13 protein-coding genes are annotated in these 16,687 nt (G+C 74.5%); 7 read left to right on the forward strand and 6 right to left on the reverse strand.

The window, feature by feature from the left end:
- Positions 1-14: 14 nt before the first annotated feature.
- The 3 genes from FGW31_RS23600 to FGW31_RS23610 form a co-directional block, all read right to left on the reverse strand.
- Positions 15-1,052: a C40 family peptidase gene (locus FGW31_RS23600; RefSeq protein WP_142195497.1), complete on the reverse strand. Its 1,038-nt coding sequence runs from the start codon at positions 1,050-1,052 to the stop codon at positions 15-17.
- Positions 1,053-1,307: 255 nt separating this feature from the next.
- On the reverse strand, positions 1,308-1,964 hold the full coding sequence (locus FGW31_RS23605) for a class F sortase (protein WP_142195498.1): 657 nt from the start codon (positions 1,962-1,964) through the stop codon (positions 1,308-1,310).
- A gap of 115 nt (positions 1,965-2,079) precedes the next feature.
- Positions 2,080-2,646 (reverse strand): hypothetical protein, encoded by a 567-nt coding sequence (locus tag FGW31_RS23610; RefSeq protein WP_142195499.1) that lies wholly within the window; start codon positions 2,644-2,646, stop codon positions 2,080-2,082.
- A gap of 323 nt (positions 2,647-2,969) precedes the next feature.
- Here FGW31_RS23610 and FGW31_RS23615 point away from each other — a divergent pair, with 323 nt between their 5' ends.
- Complete coding sequence (locus FGW31_RS23615) at positions 2,970-3,554, forward strand: NADPH-dependent FMN reductase (protein ID WP_142195500.1); 585 nt, start codon at positions 2,970-2,972, stop codon at positions 3,552-3,554.
- A 392-nt stretch (positions 3,555-3,946) separates the two neighbouring features.
- On the opposite strand, the gene FGW31_RS23620 is transcribed toward FGW31_RS23615, so the two are convergent.
- On the reverse strand, positions 3,947-4,420 hold the full coding sequence (locus tag FGW31_RS23620) for a gamma-glutamylcyclotransferase family protein (protein ID WP_142195501.1): 474 nt from the start codon (positions 4,418-4,420) through the stop codon (positions 3,947-3,949).
- 201 nt (positions 4,421-4,621) lie between these two features.
- Here FGW31_RS23620 and FGW31_RS23625 point away from each other — a divergent pair, with 201 nt between their 5' ends.
- Complete coding sequence (locus FGW31_RS23625) at positions 4,622-6,268, forward strand: M4 family metallopeptidase (protein ID WP_142195502.1); 1,647 nt, start codon at positions 4,622-4,624, stop codon at positions 6,266-6,268.
- A gap of 316 nt (positions 6,269-6,584) precedes the next feature.
- Here the strand turns inward: FGW31_RS23625 and FGW31_RS23635 are convergent, their stop codons facing one another.
- Positions 6,585-8,702, reverse strand: coding sequence for a molybdopterin oxidoreductase family protein (locus FGW31_RS23635; RefSeq protein WP_142195503.1), 2,118 nt, complete (start codon positions 8,700-8,702; stop codon positions 6,585-6,587).
- A 105-nt stretch (positions 8,703-8,807) separates the two neighbouring features.
- The gene (locus FGW31_RS23640) at positions 8,808-9,509 is read right to left on the reverse strand and encodes a SanA/YdcF family protein (protein WP_142195504.1); all 702 of its coding nucleotides are present in this window, start codon (positions 9,507-9,509) and stop codon (positions 8,808-8,810) included.
- Positions 9,510-9,721: 212 nt separating this feature from the next.
- Between FGW31_RS23640 and FGW31_RS23645 the strand changes: the two genes are divergently transcribed.
- From FGW31_RS23645 to FGW31_RS23665, 5 genes are all read left to right on the forward strand, one after another.
- Positions 9,722-10,513, forward strand: coding sequence for a sirohydrochlorin chelatase (locus FGW31_RS23645; RefSeq protein ID WP_142195505.1), 792 nt, complete (start codon positions 9,722-9,724; stop codon positions 10,511-10,513).
- A gap of 49 nt (positions 10,514-10,562) precedes the next feature.
- Positions 10,563-11,879 carry a deoxyguanosinetriphosphate triphosphohydrolase gene (locus FGW31_RS23650; protein ID WP_142195506.1) on the forward strand — a complete coding sequence of 439 codons (1,317 nt, stop codon included), beginning with the start codon at positions 10,563-10,565 and terminating at the stop codon, positions 11,877-11,879.
- 92 nt (positions 11,880-11,971) lie between these two features.
- Entirely contained in the window at positions 11,972-13,237 is a 1,266-nt protein-coding gene (locus tag FGW31_RS23655; RefSeq protein WP_142195507.1) for an NAD(P)/FAD-dependent oxidoreductase, read from the forward strand.
- A gap of 106 nt (positions 13,238-13,343) precedes the next feature.
- Entirely contained in the window at positions 13,344-15,272 is a 1,929-nt protein-coding gene (gene dnaG, locus FGW31_RS23660) for a DNA primase (protein WP_142195508.1), read from the forward strand.
- Between the two features lie 93 nt (positions 15,273-15,365).
- Positions 15,366-16,628, forward strand: coding sequence for an RNA polymerase sigma factor (locus tag FGW31_RS23665; protein ID WP_142195509.1), 1,263 nt, complete (start codon positions 15,366-15,368; stop codon positions 16,626-16,628).
- Positions 16,629-16,687: the final 59 nt, after the last annotated feature.

Consider the following 16,687-nt stretch of genomic DNA (forward strand, 5'->3'; position numbering starts at 1 on the left):
GGGCGGCTGCCGGGTCAGCCGCCGACCAGGGACCGCCAGGTGACGGGCCCGATGATCCCGTCCACGGCGAGCTGCCGGGACCGCTGGTGGCTGCGGGTCGCGGCGTCGGTGGCCGTCCCGAACACGCCGTCGACGACGAGGTTCCTGCCGTGGGCGTTGAGCTGGATCTGGGCGGCGCGCACCGCGGGACCCGAGGAGCCCTTCTTGACGGTACGGACCAGGGCGGACCAGGTCTTGGGTCCGATGACGCCGTCCACGGCGAGGCCCCTGGCCTTCTGGAAGGCCCTGACCTTGGCGTCGGTGTCGGATCCGAAGACACCGTCCGCGGCGAGCCGGTAGCCGCGGCCGGCGAGCAGGTACTGGGCGGTCCTGACGTCCGTACCGGTCCGGCCCTTGGCGAGGGTGGGCCAGCTGCCGGTGGACGGCGGCGGCGGAGCCGGGGTGCTGCCGTCGGAGATGTTCACCGGCCGGTACGGCTTGTACTCGCTGCCCGCGTTCAGGCCGTAGCTCAGCTTGCGGTGCGTGGTGCCGTAGGTGCCGCGCTGCTCGTAGGCCCAGTAGGAGGTGCGCGAGGAGTCCGTCCACTTCTCGAAGATGACGACGTGACGGGTGGTGTTGCTGCCGGAGGCGTCGATCAGCAGGTCGCCGGGCTTCAGGCTGCCCAGGCGGATCGGAGTGGTCAGGCTCCGGTCGCCCGCCAGCCCGACGGTGTTGGGGCCCGGCTTCCACAGGCCGAGCGTCATGGAGACGTAGCCCGAGCAGTCCTGCCGGTAGCCGTCGGACCACACCTTGCTCTGGCTGTACGGCACCGGCCCGCCGTTGTTCGCCGTGAGCCACTTCGCCGCGCGGCGCAGCACTTCGGCCCGGGTGACGGACGGGTACGCGGCGGTGACGGCGTGCTGCTGCCGGCCGGCGTCCTGGGCGACGGTCTGTGCCCGGGGCGCGGCGGTCGCCGGGCCACCGGCCAGCAGGCCGCCCAGTGCGACGGCGGCGGCCGAGGCGACGGCGACGGCGCCGGTGACCTTGCGTGGGGTGCGGGAGTGCCTGGACATGGTCCTCCTGGTGGGGGGCTGGGAGCGGCCAGTTATGACGTGCGCATGACATACGGACGCGGGGACCCGGCCGCGGTGGTTGCGGTACATCCTGCCCCGCACGGAACCTGCCGAGGCGGCGAGCCCGCCTTCGTGCCGGAAGCGGAAACCCGCGGTCCGGCGTGCGGAAGAGGCCGTCCGGCGCCGGGCCGTGTCCCGTCGACACCGCCCTCATGGCGCGCGCCCCTCCTCCGACGTCCCGGCCGCCGGCCCGGCTCAGGCGCCGCGCGCGCCGGTCAGGTGCGCGTAGACGACGACGTTCCCCTGGTAGCCGGTCGTCCGTGACCAGCCGCCGCCGCAGGTGATGACCCGCAGCTCCGGGCGGTCCGCCGCGCCGTAGACCCTCGCGTCGGGGAAGTCGTCGGCGTCGTACACCTCGACGGCGTGCACCGTGAACACGGCCACGCCGCCGTCGCGCCGGTCCACCTCGACGGTGCTGCCCTTGCGCAGCGCGCCGAGCGAGTAGAAGACGGCCGGGCCGTCGGCGTTGTCGACGTGGCCCGCGACGATCGCGGTGCCGGTCTCACCGGGCGTGGTGCCGGCCTCGTACCAGCCGGCGAGGTTCTTCCGGTCGGCGGGCGGGACCTCCAGGCTCCCGGTGCCCGTCAGACCGAGCCCGGTCAGCGGCGCGTCCACGCCGATCGCGGGGATGCGCACGCGCGCGGGCGGGGACGGCGGCAGGGCGGGAGCGGCGGACCGGGCCGCGCCGCGGCCGCCGGCCGCGGTGTGCGCCTGGGCGGCGGAGGGCTGCGGCGGGGCGGCCTCCCCGGTGCCGTCGCGCAGCAGCCACAGCCCGGAGCACAGCGCGCACACGGTGACGGCGGCTATCGCTGCGTTGCCCGGACCCCCGGTCCGGCGGAACCTGCGGCGCACGGCCAACTGACCTCACCTCGATCGGCCCCGTGCCCCCTCCGGGCCGCGAGGGGCGTCGGACCCGGAGGGGGAGGGGAGTTGCGGTACCGGCGGGACGGGCAGCGGAGGGTGCCCGTCACATCCCGTCGCCTCTCGCCCGGCGATGCAGGAGCCATGTACCGCCCGCGGCGGCGACGGCGAGCGCCGTCACCCCGGCCGCGGTCTGCACGGGGTCGGGGCCCAGCGCGCCTCCGACCCCCGTCTTCACACTGCCCCGGGGATACACCTGCTGCGTCCCGGGCGTCAGGCTGACCTCCAGGTCACCGGCGACCCGCCGGCCGCTCCCGGCGCACGTCGCGACGATCTCGTACGTCCCCGGCTGCGCGCCCGGCGGCACCTCGAACCGGCCGGTCAGGCCGTCCCCGTGCGCGTCCGGCGCCAGCGTGAACCGTCCGGCGCCGACGGCGGAGGCGTCACCGGCCGCCGCCTTCCCGTCGGCGCACGCCGAGGTGGTCGCGGTGACCTGCGCGCCCGGCGCGACCGAGGACGGGTACACCTCCAGGCTCCCGGCCGACGTGCCGTGCGCAGGACCGGCGGGGGCCCTGACGTCCGCGGCGTGGACGGGCGCGGCGAGCAGCCCCGCGGTGGCCACGGCGAGCGCGGTGCCGGTCATGCCGGTCAGCAGCCGGGCGGTACGTCGCATCGATGCTCCCTCGAGCTCACGAAGGGGCCACGGCCCGCGGCACCCCCATGTGCCGCCGTCGGACGCGTCCCTGCCCCTCCGAGGTAAGTGCCCCCGGCCCGGTACCGCTTCCTGAATGGTCGTCAGGGCAGGGGCTGAACGGGTGTCAGACGGCCGGGGCCGCACCCGGTGCGCGGCGCGTTCCAGCAGGTCACCGGCGCCCCGTGGGTCCGGCCGGGGAAAGTGTCCGAAGGAGGGGCGGCGCGGCGGTGAACGGGTGAGTGACCGGGGCCGGCCGGACACGACTTGACCTCAATCAAAGTCGAGGTATCAGGCTGTGCCGCATGAAGACCGCAACCGATGCCCTCCATGTCACCGTCGTCGTCGGCAGCAACCGGCACGGCCGCTTCGGGCCCGTCGTGGCCCGCTGGCTGCTCGACCGCGTCCGCGGCCGCGACGGCCTCACCGTCGACGTCGTGGACGTCGCCGATCTCGACCTGCCCACCACCATGGAGCCGACCGACCGGGCCACCGCGGCACTGGCCGACGTCACCCCGAAACTGGACCGGGCGGACGCGTTCGTCGTGCTGACCCCGGAGTACAACCACTCCTTCCCGGCGGGCCTGAAGAACCTCATCGACTGGCACTTCGGCGAGTGGCAGGCCAAGCCGGTCGCGCTGGTCACCTACGGCGGACTCGCCGGCGGGCTGCGCGCGGCCGAGCACCTGCGCCAGGTCTTCGCCGAACTGCATGCCGTCACCGTCCGCGACACCGTCTCCTTCCACAACGCGGGCGCGGCCTTCGACGACGAGGGCCGCCTGAAGGATCCGGCGGGACCGGACGCGGCGGCGAAGACGATGCTGGACCAGCTGGTGTGGTGGGCGACGGCACTCCGCGAGGCCCGCCGGCGCAGGCCGTACGGCGGCTGACCGCCGAGCTGCGGGGGCGGGGGCAACTGACCGCGACGGCGCGGCGCGCGGGGGACGTCGACCAGAACGGCGCGGGGTGCGGGCGCGCAGACGGCGGTTGACGGTGAGGGGTTGCGAGGGCCCGGGGGTGCGGGGTGCGGGCGCGCAGTACGGCGGTTGGCGGCGGAGGGTGCGTGGGCCCGGGAGTGCGGGGCACGGGGGGCGTCGGCCAGAACGGCGCGGGGTGCGGGGTGTGGACGTGCAGTACGGCGGTTGGCGGCGGAGGGTGCGAGGGACCGGGGGTGCAGGGCTCGGGGTGCGGGGCGCGGGCCGGTGCCCCGGGGTGCGGGGCCCGGAGGTGCTCGCCCGGCACTGCGGGCCCGGGGGTGCGGGGTCCGGGTCGGCGTCCCCGGTCAGCGTCGTACGGGCCAGATCCCGTCCTCGATCCGCACCCCTCGTGCCCGCAGTCGTGCGGCGACGGCGGGTGCGGCGAGGTACACCCACGCCCGCACCACCGTCCCGTCCGCGTCCCGCACGACGTCCCGCGCCACCCGCTCGTACAGGTTGCGCGGATCACCCGGTACGTACTCCTCCAGCCGGTCCAGCGCGGCGAGCAGGTCCGCGTACGCCTCCGGCCGCGCGGTCACCAGCTCGCCGCCCACCGAGCCGCCCACCGAGCCGCCCACCGAGCCGCCCACCGAGCCGCCCACCGAGCCCTCCACCGCACCGCCCTCCTCCTCGACGGCGTACGGATAGCCGGGCCCTTCGTACAGCACCGCGCCCGCGAGCCGGCCGGGTTCCTCGCGCAGGGTGCGGCCGCGCAGGAAGCGGTCGTGGTTGGTCCCGCCGGGGCGGAGGGTGCCGTAGACGAAGAAGGGCAGCGTCACTCGTTTCACCTGCGCGGACGGTCGGTTGAGCCCCTCTGCACCGAAGTGCCACCGGAGCCTTGCAGGAACGATTCTCACCCCTCACACACCCCCACATCCGCGCTATGGACATGACATTCGCGCGCTACTTGAATCGCGGTCAACATCCCCGTCGCCGCCCCTCCCCCCACCCATGCCGGGGCGCCCGTTCTAGGAGACCGCTTGAGCCGGATACGGCATGTCCGAGGTTCCCGTCTCGTCACCGCCGGCGTGACCGTCACCAGCGCAGCCCTGCTGGCCGCCGCACTCTCCCCCACCACCGCCGGTGCGGCCGACCGTCCCACCCGCGCCACCGCCGTCGCCCACGCCGCCGCGGTCCTCGCCGACCGTGCCGGGGCGCTGGGTCTCACCGCGGCCCAGGGGACGAAGGTCCGCGACGTCGTCGTCGATCCGGACGGCACCCAGCACGTCCGCTACGACCGCACCTACCGCGAACTCCCGGTCCTCGGCGGCGACTTCGTGCTCCACCTGGCCCCGGACGGCAGCTACCGCGCCGCCTCGCGGGCGACCCGCGCCGCCCTCGACCTGCCCACCGTCACCCCGGCGCTCACCGCGCCCGAGGCCGCCGACCTCGCGGCGAACGCCCTGCGCGCCGCCCACCTCGGCGAGACCCTCAAGAGCCTCACCTCGAAACCCCAGTTGGTCGTCGACGCCCTGCACGGCGCCCCGAAGCTGGCCTGGCGCACCGACGCGGTCGCCCAGGACTCCGCCGGCAACCCGGTCGCCCGCACCCTGCTCACCGACGCGCACACCGGCGCCGCCATCGATTCCTGGGACAGCCTGGAGAGCGCCACCGGCGACGGCAGGTCCCTCTACGGCGGCACCGTCCCGCTGGAGACCACGCCGACCGCCTCCGGATTCGAGCTGAAGGACCCCACGCGCGGCGGCACCTACACCGGCGACGCGGGCAACAGCACCGACCGGTGCGTCCTGGTCGTCTGCCTCGACCGCGCCCCGGCCACCCCCTTCACCGACGCCGACAACCACTGGGGCAGCGGCGACACCGCCGACCGCGCCACGGTCGCGGTGGACGCGCAGTACGGCACCGACGTCACCTGGGACTACTACGAGGACGTGCACGGCCGCCGCGGCATCGCGGGCGACGGCAAGGGCTCGTACAACCGCGTGCACTACGGCAACAACTACAACAACGCGTTCTGGGACGACCGTTGCTTCTGCATGACGTACGGCGACGGCGACGGCACCCAGATGGGCCCGCTGGTGTCGCTGGACGTGGCCGGGCACGAGATGACGCACGGCGTGACGTCCAAGACGGCGGCCCTGACCTACTCGGGCGAGTCCGGCGGCCTGAACGAGGCCACCTCTGACATCTTCGGCACGCTGGTGGAGTTCCACGCGGCCAACGCGCAGGACGCCGGGGACTGGCTGATCGGTGAGGAGATCGTCCGGGACGGCTTCGGCCGGGACGCGCTGCGGTACATGGACGAGCCGTCCAAGGACGGCAAGTCCGCGGACTGCTGGGACACCACGGTCAAGGACCTCGACGTCCACTACTCCTCGGGCGTCGCCAACCACTTCGCGTACCTGCTCGCCGAGGGCAGCGGCGCGAAGACCGTGAACGGCGTCGCCCACTCCTCGCCCACCTGCGACGGCTCCACGGTCACCGGCATCGGCCGCGACAAGCTGGGCGCGATCTGGTACCGCGCGCTGACGGTCTACATGACCTCCTCGACCGACTACGCGGCCGCCCGCACGGCGACCCTGAAGGCGGCCGCGGACCTCTACGGCGAGGGCGGCACCGAGCACGCCGCGGTCGCGGCGGCCTGGACCGCGGTCGGCGTGGCCTGACCGGCCCCCACCGGCCGGCAGGCCCCACACCCTGCCGGCCACAGGCCACCACGTCCTGCCGACCGCACGCCGCACGTTCCGCACGTCGTCGGCCGCACGTCCTGCCGGCCACAGGGCCCGAGCCCTGCCCCTAGGGTCTGTCGTTTGGATCAGGTCGGCTGGGAGACGCAGCGCTTCTCAGCCCACCCGAGCGGGGCGTGGTGCGTGCAGCTGCAAGGCGGAGGAGGGCGGCGACGCGGAGCGTCGACAACCGACGACAACGCAGCAGATGTGCGTGCCACGCCCCGCGAAACCGACATGATCCAAACGACAGACTCTACGGCCGCACCGCCTCCACCCGCACCGCGCACGCCTTGAACTCCGGCATGCGGGACGTCGGGTCGAGGGCCGGGTTGGTGAGGGTGTTGGCGCGGCCTTCACCGGGCCAGTGGAACGGCATGAACACCGTGTCGGGGCGGATCGCGGTGGTGATCCGTCCCGGCGCCACCGCCCGGCCCCGCCGCGACACCACCGCCACCGGGTCGCCGTCGGCCACGCCGAGCCGCTGGGCGAGCCGCGGGTGCAGCTCCACGAACGGGCCCGGAGCGGCGGCGTTCAGCTCGTCGACGCGCCGGGTCTGGGCGCCGGACTGGTACTGCGCGACGACCCGTCCGGTGGTCAGCAGCACGGGGTACTCCTCGTCGGGTTCCTCGGCGATCGGACGGTGCGCCACGGGCGCGAACCGGGCCCGCCCGTCCTCGGTGGCGAACCGGTCGAGGAAGAGCCGAGGGGTGCCGGGGTGGACGCCGGCCCCGTCCGCGCCCTCCGCCGCCTGCGGTGCCGGGCACGGCCAGAACACGCCGTTCTCCTCGGCCAGTCGGCGGTAGGTGATCCCGGAGTAGTCGGCGGGGCCGCCCGCGCTGGCCCGGCGCAGTTCCTCGAAGACCTCCTCCGGATCGGTCGGGAACCCCTTCTCCGCCACCGTCCCGCGGCCGAGCCGCGCCGCCAGCTCGTGCAGCACCTCCAGGTCGCTGCGCACACCGTCCGGCGGGCGGACCGCACGCCGCCGCAGCAGCACCCGCCCCTCCAGGTTGGTGGTGGTGCCCGTCTCCTCCGCCCATTGCGTCACCGGCAGGACGACATCGGCGAGCGCGGCCGTCTCCGACAGCACCACGTCGCACACCGCCAGGAAGTCCAGCGCGCGGATGCGTTCCTCGACGTGCGCGGCGCGCGGCGCCGACACCACCGGGTTGGAGCCCATCAGCAGCAGCGAGCGGATGTCCGTCCCGAGCGCGTCCAGCAACTCGTACGCGCTGCGCCCCGGCCCGGGCAGGCTGTCGGGGTCCACGCCCCACACTCCGGCCACGTGCGCGCGGGCCGCCGGGTCGGTCAGCTTGCGGTACCCGGGCAGCTGGTCCGCCTTCTGGCCGTGCTCCCGCCCGCCCTGCCCGTTGCCCTGCCCGGTCAGGCACCCGTACCCGGACAGCGGCCGGCCCGCCCGGCCCGTCGCCAGGCACAGGTTGATCCACGCGCCCACCGTGTCGGTGCCCTTCGCCTGCTGCTCGGGCCCGCGCGCGGTCAGCACCATCGCGGCCTCCGGCGCACAGAACAGCCGTACCGCCTCCCGGAGTTGCGGAACGGACACCCCCGTGATCCGCTCCACGTGCTCCGGCCAGTGCGCCATCGCCGCCGCCCGGGTCTCCTCCCAGCCGGTGGTGCGCTCCCGGATGTACTCCTCGTCGGTGCGGCCCTCGGCGACGACCAGGTGCAGCAGGCCCAGCGCGAGCGCCAGGTCGGTGCCCGGGCGCGGTGCCAGATGCAGGTCGGCCTGCTCGGCGGTCCTGGTGCGGCGCGGGTCGACGACGATCAGCGTGCCGCCGTTCTCCTTCAGTTCGGTGAAGTAGCGCAGTGCGGGCGGCATGGTCTCGGCCGGGTTCGACCCGACGAGGATCACGCAGCCGGTCCGCGGAACGTCCTCCAGCGGGAACGGCAGCCCCCGGTCGAGACCGAACGCCCTGCCGCCCGCCGCTGCCGCCGACGACATGCAGAAACGCCCGTTGTAGTCGATCTGGGAGGTGCCCAGCACCACCCGCGCGAACTTCCCGAGCGCGTACGCCTTCTCGTTGGTCAGTCCGCCCCCGCCGAACACCCCGACCGCGTCCGCCCCGTGGGCGTCCCGCGTCCGCGCCAGCCCGTCGGCGACCCGGTCCAGCGCCTCCGTCCAGGACGCCGGCACCAGCGTGCCGTCCGCGGACCGCACCAGCGGCGAGGTCAGCCGGACGGCCGCCGACAGCACGGCCGGCGCCGTACGCCCCTTCCCGCACAGCGCGCCCCGGTTCACCGGGAAGTCCGCGCGCTCGCTCACCCCGACGGTCCCGTCCGCGGCGGGCGTCAGATTCATCCCGCACTGCAGGGCGCAGTAGGGGCAGTGCGTGGGCGTCACGGTGTTCTGCATGCGGCCCAGCCTGCGCCGCCGGTGTTACACGGCAGGCCGACCCCTGTTACACGCCCGGTACGGCGACCCCCCCGCCCCGCGCGGCCCGCGGTGAGGGCAGGCGTGTCATCCGTCGGCGCCCGCGGACGCGTCCGCCAGCGCCCGCTCGACGCCCGGCTCCCGGGGACCGAGGAAGCGCGGGTCCGGGCGGAACGTCGCGTCCAGGGCCGCCTTGCCCGCCGCGAAGAGCTCCCGGACACCGCCGTAGTACCAGGTGGCGTCGTGCCGGTCGGCGACGCCCACGCCGTACGAGGAGACCCCCGCCGCCCGGCACAGGGCCACCGCCCGGCGGATGTGGAAGCCCTGGCTGATCAGCACCGCACGGTCCACGCCGAAGATCCGCTTCGCGCGGACGCAGGAGTCCCAGGTGTCGAAGCCCGCGTAGTCGCTGACGATCCGCGTGTCCGGGACGCCGTGCCGGGTGAGGTAGGCGCGCATCGCGTCCGGCTCGTCGTAGTCCTCGCGGCTGTTGTCGCCGGTGACCAGCACCACCTGGATCCGGCCCGCCCGGTACAGCTCGGCCGCCGCGTCCAGCCGGTGCGCGAGGTACGGCGACGGCTCCCCGTCCCACAGGCCCGCGCCGAACACCACGGCGACGTCGGTGCGCGGCACGTCGGCGGTGGTGCGCAGCCGGTCGTCCGTCGTCAGCCGCAGCCAGGTCGCCGGCAGCAGCGCCAGCACGCACCCCGCCACCACCGCCCGCACCAGCCGCCGCCGCCCCGTACGGGTGCGCGGCAGAGCAGGTCGGCGAAGCCTGAAACGGCGCATCGGACGGTAACCCTCCCCGGTCGGTCCTCCACCTCCAGGACGCCCCGCCGCCCCGCCCGGTTCGCCCGACGCCCTGTGACCGGCTTCACCCGCCCGCGCACCCGCGGCCCGTACGCCCTCACACCGGCCGCGCTCCGCGCGGTGAACCGCCGGAAAACCCCCGTGACACCCGCGCAACGGCGAGGCAACGTCCCGCCGTCACGATCGTCAGCATGACGACGTACCCGTATCCCGAGAACCGCGCGGCCGCACCGCCTCCCGCGCTCGTCGTCGTGGCCCACGGCAGCCGCGACCCGCGCGCGCTGCGCACCGTACGGCAGCTCCTGGACCGTGTCCGCGCGGTGCGGCCCGGCCTGCCCGTGCACCTCGGGCACATCGAGCTGAACGCGCCCCTGCTGCCCGACACCCTCGCCGGGCTGGACGCGCACGGCACCCGGGCCGCCGTCCTGGTGCCGCTGCTGTTCGGCCGGGGCCACCACGTCAAGCGGGACATCCCCGAGCTGGCCGCCGGCGCCCGGCTGCACACGCGGGTCGCCGCCCCGCTCGGACCGCACCCGCTGCTCGTGGACGCCCTGCACGCCCGGCTCACCGAGGCCGGCTGGCGCACCCCGGCCGACGCGGCGGCGCGCCGAGCGAGCGGCGTCGTCCTGGCCGCCGCCGGATCCCGCGACCCCGACGCGCGCGCCGACATCGTCCGCACCGCCGACCGGCTCGCCGCACGGCTCGGCGTGCCCGTCGTCCCCGCCTACGCCTCCGCCGCCGCGCCCACCGTGCCCGACGCCGTGCGCGCGCTCGCCGCCCGGGGCCGGCACCGCGTGGCCGTCGCCTCCTGCTTCACCGCGCCCGGCCGGTTCGCCACGGAATGCGCGGCGGCGGCGCCCGGCACCGTGTCCGCGCCGCTCGGCACCCACCCGGCCCTGGCCCGCCTCCTCCTGCACCGCTACGACCAGGCCCTGCGCACCCCGGCGACGACCACCGCACCGGCGGCCCTCGCACCGGCGTGAAACGGCCGCCGGCGTCCCGCGCACCCGCGGCGGCGTCTACTGTCGGTGCATGGAAGGCATCACATCCGACACACCCGCGTCGCCCGCGCCGTACGAGAACCACGTCCCGCCCGCCGGCTACGACCCCTCGGCCGTCGAACGCTGGGCCGCCGAACCGGACAAACGGCCCGGCCGCACCGCCTTCCAGCGCGACCGCGCGCGCGTGCTGCACTCCGCGGCCCTGCGCCGCCTGGCCGGCAAGACCCAGGTGGTCACGCCGGGCGGGTCCCACCCCGTCTGGGACGCCACCCCCCGCACCCGCCTCACCCACTCCCTCGAATGCGCGCAGGTCGGCCGGGAACTCGGCGCCGCGCTCGGCTGCGACCCCGACCTCGTGGAGGCCGCCTGCCTCTCCCACGACCTCGGGCACCCGCCGTTCGGGCACAACGGCGAACAGGCGCTGAACGAGTTCGCCGAGGACTGCGGCGGCTTCGAGGGCAACGCCCAGTCGCTGCGCCTGCTCACCCGCATCGAACCCAAGCGGTTCACCCCGGAGGGCTCCGTCGGCCTCAACCTCACCCGCGCCGCCCTGGACGCCGCCACCAAGTACCCCTGGCCGCGCGGCGCCCACCCCACCGACCCCGCCTCCGTGAAGTTCGGCGTCTACGACGACGACCGTCCCGTCTTCGACTGGGTCCGCAAGGACGCGCCCGGCACCCGCACCTGTTTCGAGGCGCAGGTCATGGACTGGGCCGACGACGTGGCCTACTCGGTGCACGACGTGGAGGACGGCCTGCACGCCGGCCACATCGACCCCAACTGCCTGCACGCCGAGCCCGAACGGCAGGAGGTCTTCGCCGTCGCCGTCGGCCGCTACGTGCCCGCCGGCACCGACCACGCGGAACTCGCCGAGGCCCTCGACCGCCTCCTCGCCCAGGAGTGGTGGCCGCACGGCTACGACGGCACCGCCGTCGCCCAGGCCCGCCTCAAGGACGCCACCAGCCAGCTCATCGGCCGTTTCTGCCTCGCCGCCGAGGGCGCCACCCGGCAGGCCCACGGGGGCGGGCGGCTCACCAGGTACGGGGCGGAGCTGGTCGTCCCGCGCAGCACCCGCATGGAGTGCGCCGTCCTCAAGGCCGTCGCCGACCGGTACGTCATGCAGCGCGCCGAGCAGGAGCGGCTCCGCGCCGACCAGCGGATCGTCGTCACGGAACTCGCCGAGGCCCTCACCGCCCGCGCCCCCGAAGGACTCGACCCGCAGTTCCGCACCCTGTTCTCCCGGGCCGCCGACGACCGGGCCCGCAAGCGCGTCGTCGTCGACCAGATCGCGTCGCTCACCGACGCCTCGGCCCGCTCCCTGCACGCCCGTCTCACCGGCCGGACGTGACCCGGCTGGCCTGATCGGGTCACTCCCCCTTCCCGCAGCCCCGCCGGTGCGGGACGCTCGCAGGTGGCGGCACCGTTAAAAGGAGGCATCACGTGGTCGACGCGGATCAGACTTTCGTCATCGTCGGAGGCGGCCTGGCCGGCGCGAAGGCAGCCGAGACGCTGCGAACGGAGGGCTTCACCGGCCGCGTGATACTGATCTGCGACGAACGCGACCGCCCCTACGAGCGTCCGCCCCTGTCCAAGGGCTACCTCCTCGGCAAGGACGAACGCGAGAGCGTCTTCGTGCACGAACCCGCCTGGTACGCGCGCCACGACGTCGAACTGCACCTCGGCCAGACCGTCGCCGGCATCGACCGCGCCGCGAAGACCGTGCGCTTCGGCGAGGACGGCACCACCGTCCGCTACGACAAGCTGCTGCTCGCCACCGGCGCGGAGCCCCGCCGCCTCGACATCCCGGGCACCGATCTGGCCGGCGTGCACCACCTGCGCCGCATCGCCCACGCCGAACGCCTCAAGGGCGTCCTGGCCGCCCTCGGCCGCGACAACGGCCACCTGGTGATCGCGGGCGCCGGCTGGATCGGCCTGGAGGTCGCGGCGGCGGCCCGCCAGTACGGCGCGGAGGTCACCGTCGTGCACCGGGGGCAGGGCCCGCTGCATTCCGTCCTCGGCCTCGAACTCGGCCAGCTCTTCGCCGAACTGCACCGTGAGAACGGCGTCCGCTTCCACTTCGGCGCCACCCTCACCGAGATCACCGGCCAGGACGGCATGGTCCTCGCCGCCCGCACCGACGACGGCGAGGAGCACCCGGCGCACGCCGTCCTCGCGGCGATCGGCGCGGCCCCGCGCACCTCCCTCGCCGAGGCGGCCGGCCTGGAGCTCGCCGACCGCGCGGACGGCGGCGGCGTCCTCGTCGACGAACGGCTGCGCACCTCCGACCCCGACATCCACGCGGCCGGCGACGTCGCGTCCTTCCCGCACACCCTGTTCGGCACCCGGCTGCGCGTCGAGCACTGGGCCAACGCCCTCAACGGCGGTCCGGCGGCCGCCCGCGCGATGCTCGGCCGGGACGAGGTCTACGACCGCGTCCCCTACTTCTTCACCGACCAGTACGACCTGGGCATGGAGTACTCCGGCTGGGCACCGCCGGGCTCCTACGACCAGGTGGTGATCCGCGGCGACGCGGGCCGGCGCGAGTTCGTCGCGTTCTGGGTGAAGGACGGGCGCGTGCTCGCGGGGATGAACGTGAATGTGTGGGATGTCACCGACCCGATCCAGCGGCTGATCCGCTCCGGTGCGCCGGTGGACACCGAGGCGCTGGCGGACCCGCACGTGCCGTTGGAGAGCCTGGCCGCGTAGGCGGCCGCCGGGTCGGGTCGCAGCGGGCGGGCCGGGGGAGCGCCGTGACCGGTCGCGCCCCGCGGTACCGCCCGGGGATGCCGCCCGGCCCCCGTAGAATCCACGTGTGGCAGGACGGATCAACGACGAGGACGTGAAGGCGGTACGGGACGCGGTCCCGATCGACGCCGTGGTGTCCGAGTACCTCCAGCTGCGGAACGCGGGCGGCGGCAACCTCAAGGGCCTCTGCCCGTTCCACGACGAGAAGTCGCCGTCCTTCCAGGTCAGCCCGAGCAAGGGACTCTTCCACTGCTTCGGCTGCCAGGAGGGCGGCGACACCATCACGTTCGTGATGAAGATCGACCACCTCTCCTTCTCGGAGGCGGTCGAGCGCCTCGCCGGACAGGCCGGCATCACCCTGCGCTACGAGGAGGGCGGGTACAACCCCACCCACCAGCGCGGCGAACGCATCCGCCTGGTCGAGGCCCACAAGATCGCCGCCGAGTGGTACGCGGAACAGCTCGCGACCTCCGCCGAGGCCGAGACCGGCCGGGTCTTCCTCGCCGAGCGCGGCTTCGACCAGGCCGCCGCCGTCCACTTCGGCGTCGGCTACAGCCCGCAGGGCTGGGACCACCTCACCCGGTTCCTGCGCGGCAAGGGCTTCAGCGACAAGGAACTGATCCTCTCCGGGCTCGCCCAGGAGGGCCGCCGCGGCCCCATCGACCGCTTCCGCGGCCGGCTGATGTGGCCCATCCGCGACATCGGCGGAGACGTCGTCGGCTTCGGCGCCCGCAAGCTGTACGAGGCCGACAACGGCCCCAAGTACCTCAACACCCCCGACACCGCGATCTACCGCAAGTCCCAGGTCCTCTACGGCATCGACCTGGCCAAGAAGGACATCGCCAAGTCCTCCCGCGCGGTCGTCGTCGAGGGCTACACCGACGTCATGGCCTGCCACCTCGCCGGTGTGACGACCGCCATCGCCACCTGCGGCACCGCCTTCGGCGGCGACCACATCAAGATCCTGCGCCGGCTCCTCATGGACAACGGCAGCGCCCGCGTGATCTTCACCTTCGACGGCGACGCGGCCGGCCAGAAGGCGGCCCTGCGCGCCTTCGAGGACGACCAGAAGTTCGCCGCCGAGACCTACATCGCCATCGCCCCCGACGGCATGGACCCCTGCGACCTGCGCCTGGCCAAGGGCGACGAGGCCGTCGCCGACCTGGTCGAACCCCGCACCCCGCTCTTCGAGTTCGCGCTGCGCCAGATCGTGCGCCGTTACGACCTGGACACCCCGGCCGGCCGCGCCGCCGCCCTGGACGAGGCCGCGCCGATCGTCGCCCGCATCAAGAACAGCGGCGCCCAGCACGAGGTCGCCGTCGAACTCGCCGGCATGCTCGGCATCCTCGACACCCAGTTCGTCGTCAAGCGGGTCGCCCAGCTCGCCCGCTGGGCCCGCGACCGCGGCGGCAAGGGCCCCGCCCCGGACCGGCAGCAGCGCGGCGGCGGCCCGCAGCAGTACGCCGCCGCGCCCGCGGGAACCGCCCCGCGCGGCCCCGCCCTCAACCTCCGCAACCCCGTCTTCGCCACCGAACGCGAACTGCTCAAACTCGCCCTCCAGCGCCCCGAGTTGGTCTCACCGGCCTTCGACGCGTACGGCGTCGACGAGTTCACCGCCCCGCCCTACGCCGCCGTGCGCCAGGCGATCCAGGACGCCGGCGGCGCCGAGTACGGCACGACGGACCCGCAGGAGTACCTGATCCGGGTTCGCGAGGCCGCCCCCGACGACACCGTCCGCGCCATGGTCACCGAACTCGCCGTCGAGGCGATCATGCTGCACCGGGGCGTGAAGGAGGTCGACGAGACCTACGCCGGCGCCCAGCTGGTCACCGTCCGCCGCCGCGCCGTCGAGCGCCGCATCCGCGACATCACCAGCCGCCTCACCCGCCTCGGCGCCCACGGCGACCCGTCCGAACTGGCCGCCGTGCAGAACGAACTGTGGGTCCTCCAGCAGTACGACCAGGCCCTGCGGGAGCACGGCGCCGCGGCGCTGTAGCGGCGGGCATCACCAGGCCGTCACGGACCGGACGCAAAAAGTCATCGCACGCCCCTCGTGGGGACGATGTGTCGTACCCCACACTGGGTGGCGGTGCCTGAGTCCTCGGAGCGCGGCCGATCCGTCACCGACGGGTCCCGGACATCCGCGGTTCCGCTCATCGCGTACGGGACGGACTGCGGCGAGGCCGCCGACTCCGCCCCCGAAGTACCGCTGCCGCCCTCCATGGCAGCGATCATCCTGGAGGTCGCCCCCGTGCAGACCCAGACCCTCACCCAGCCCGACGCCGGTGTTCTCCCCGCGGTGCCCGCGCAGAGCCGCGCCGCGCACCACCCCGAGACGCCGCCCGAGCCGGCCGAATGCCCCGCCGAGGCGCTGGAGCCGGCCGACGCGCCGGCCCTGTCCGCGGAGCCGGTCGCCGCGCCCGTCCGCCCCGAGACCGGCGGCCCCACCTCGGACCTGTTCCGCCAGTACCTGCGCGAGATCGGCCGCATTCCGCTGCTGACCGCCGCCGAGGAGGTCGAACTCGCCCGCCGTGTCGAGGCCGGCCTGTTCGCCGAGGAGAAGCTGCGCCTCACCCCCGACCTGGACAACCGCCTCGCCCACGACCTGGACCGTCTCGTCGTCATGGGCCGGATGGCCAAACGCCGGCTGATCGAGGCGAACCTGCGGCTCGTCGTCTCCGTCGCCAAGCGGTACGTCGGCCGCGGCCTGACCATGCTCGACCTGGTCCAGGAGGGCAACCTCGGTCTGATCCGGGCGGTCGAGAAGTTCGACTACGCCCGCGGCTACAAGTTCTCCACCTACGCCACCTGGTGGATCCGTCAGGCCATGTCCCGCGCGCTGGCCGACCAGGCCCGCACCATCCGGGTCCCCGTCCACGTGGTGGAACTCATCAACCGCGTCGTCCGCGTCCAGCGGCGCATGCTCCAGGAACGCGGCTACGAGCCGACGCCGGCCGAGGTCGCCGCCCACCTGGACCTGCCGCCCGAGCGGGTCGGCGAGGTCCTGCGGCTCGCCCAGGAACCGGTCTCCCTGCACGCCCCCGTGGGCGAGGAGGACGACGTGGCCCTCGGTGACCTCATCGAGGACGGCGACGCGGCGAGTCCCGTCGAGTCGGCGGCGTTCCTGCTGCTGCGGGAGCACCTGGAGGCGGTGCTGTCGACGCTGGGGGAGCGGGAGCGGAAGGTCGTGCAGCTGCGCTACGGGCTGGTGGACGGGCGGCCCCGCACCCTGGAGGAGATCGGCCGCATCTTCGGCGTGACCCGCGAACGCATACGGCAGATCGAGTCCAAGACCCTCAACAAGCTCCGCGACCACGCCTTCGCGGACCAACTGCGCGGATACCTGGACTGAAGTCCTCGCCCCCGCCGCCCCTCCCCGGTCCCGGGCGGAGCCCCGGGCCGGGCGGGAGA

Origin of the sequence: Streptomyces calvus, from assembly GCF_006782915.1 — a bacterium.
GTDB lineage: Bacteria > Actinomycetota > Actinomycetes > Streptomycetales > Streptomycetaceae > Streptomyces > Streptomyces calvus.

Bases quoted from the DNA above. Each gene is read 5' to 3' on its own strand.
- FGW31_RS23600 (WP_142195497.1), bottom strand. From the start codon at position 1,052: ATGTCCAGGCACTCCCGCACCCCACGCAAGGTCACCGGCGCCGTCGCC.
- FGW31_RS23610 (WP_142195499.1), bottom strand. From the start codon at position 2,646: ATGCGACGTACCGCCCGGCTGCTGACCGGCATGACCGGCACCGCGCTC.
- FGW31_RS23635 (WP_142195503.1), bottom strand. From the start codon at position 8,702: ATGCAGAACACCGTGACGCCCACGCACTGCCCCTACTGCGCCCTGCAG.
- FGW31_RS23640 (WP_142195504.1), bottom strand. From the start codon at position 9,509: ATGCGCCGTTTCAGGCTTCGCCGACCTGCTCTGCCGCGCACCCGTACG.
- FGW31_RS23615 (WP_142195500.1), top strand. From the start codon at position 2,970: ATGAAGACCGCAACCGATGCCCTCCATGTCACCGTCGTCGTCGGCAGC.
- FGW31_RS23645 (WP_142195505.1), top strand. From the start codon at position 9,722: ATGACGACGTACCCGTATCCCGAGAACCGCGCGGCCGCACCGCCTCCC.
- FGW31_RS23650 (WP_142195506.1), top strand. From the start codon at position 10,563: ATGGAAGGCATCACATCCGACACACCCGCGTCGCCCGCGCCGTACGAG.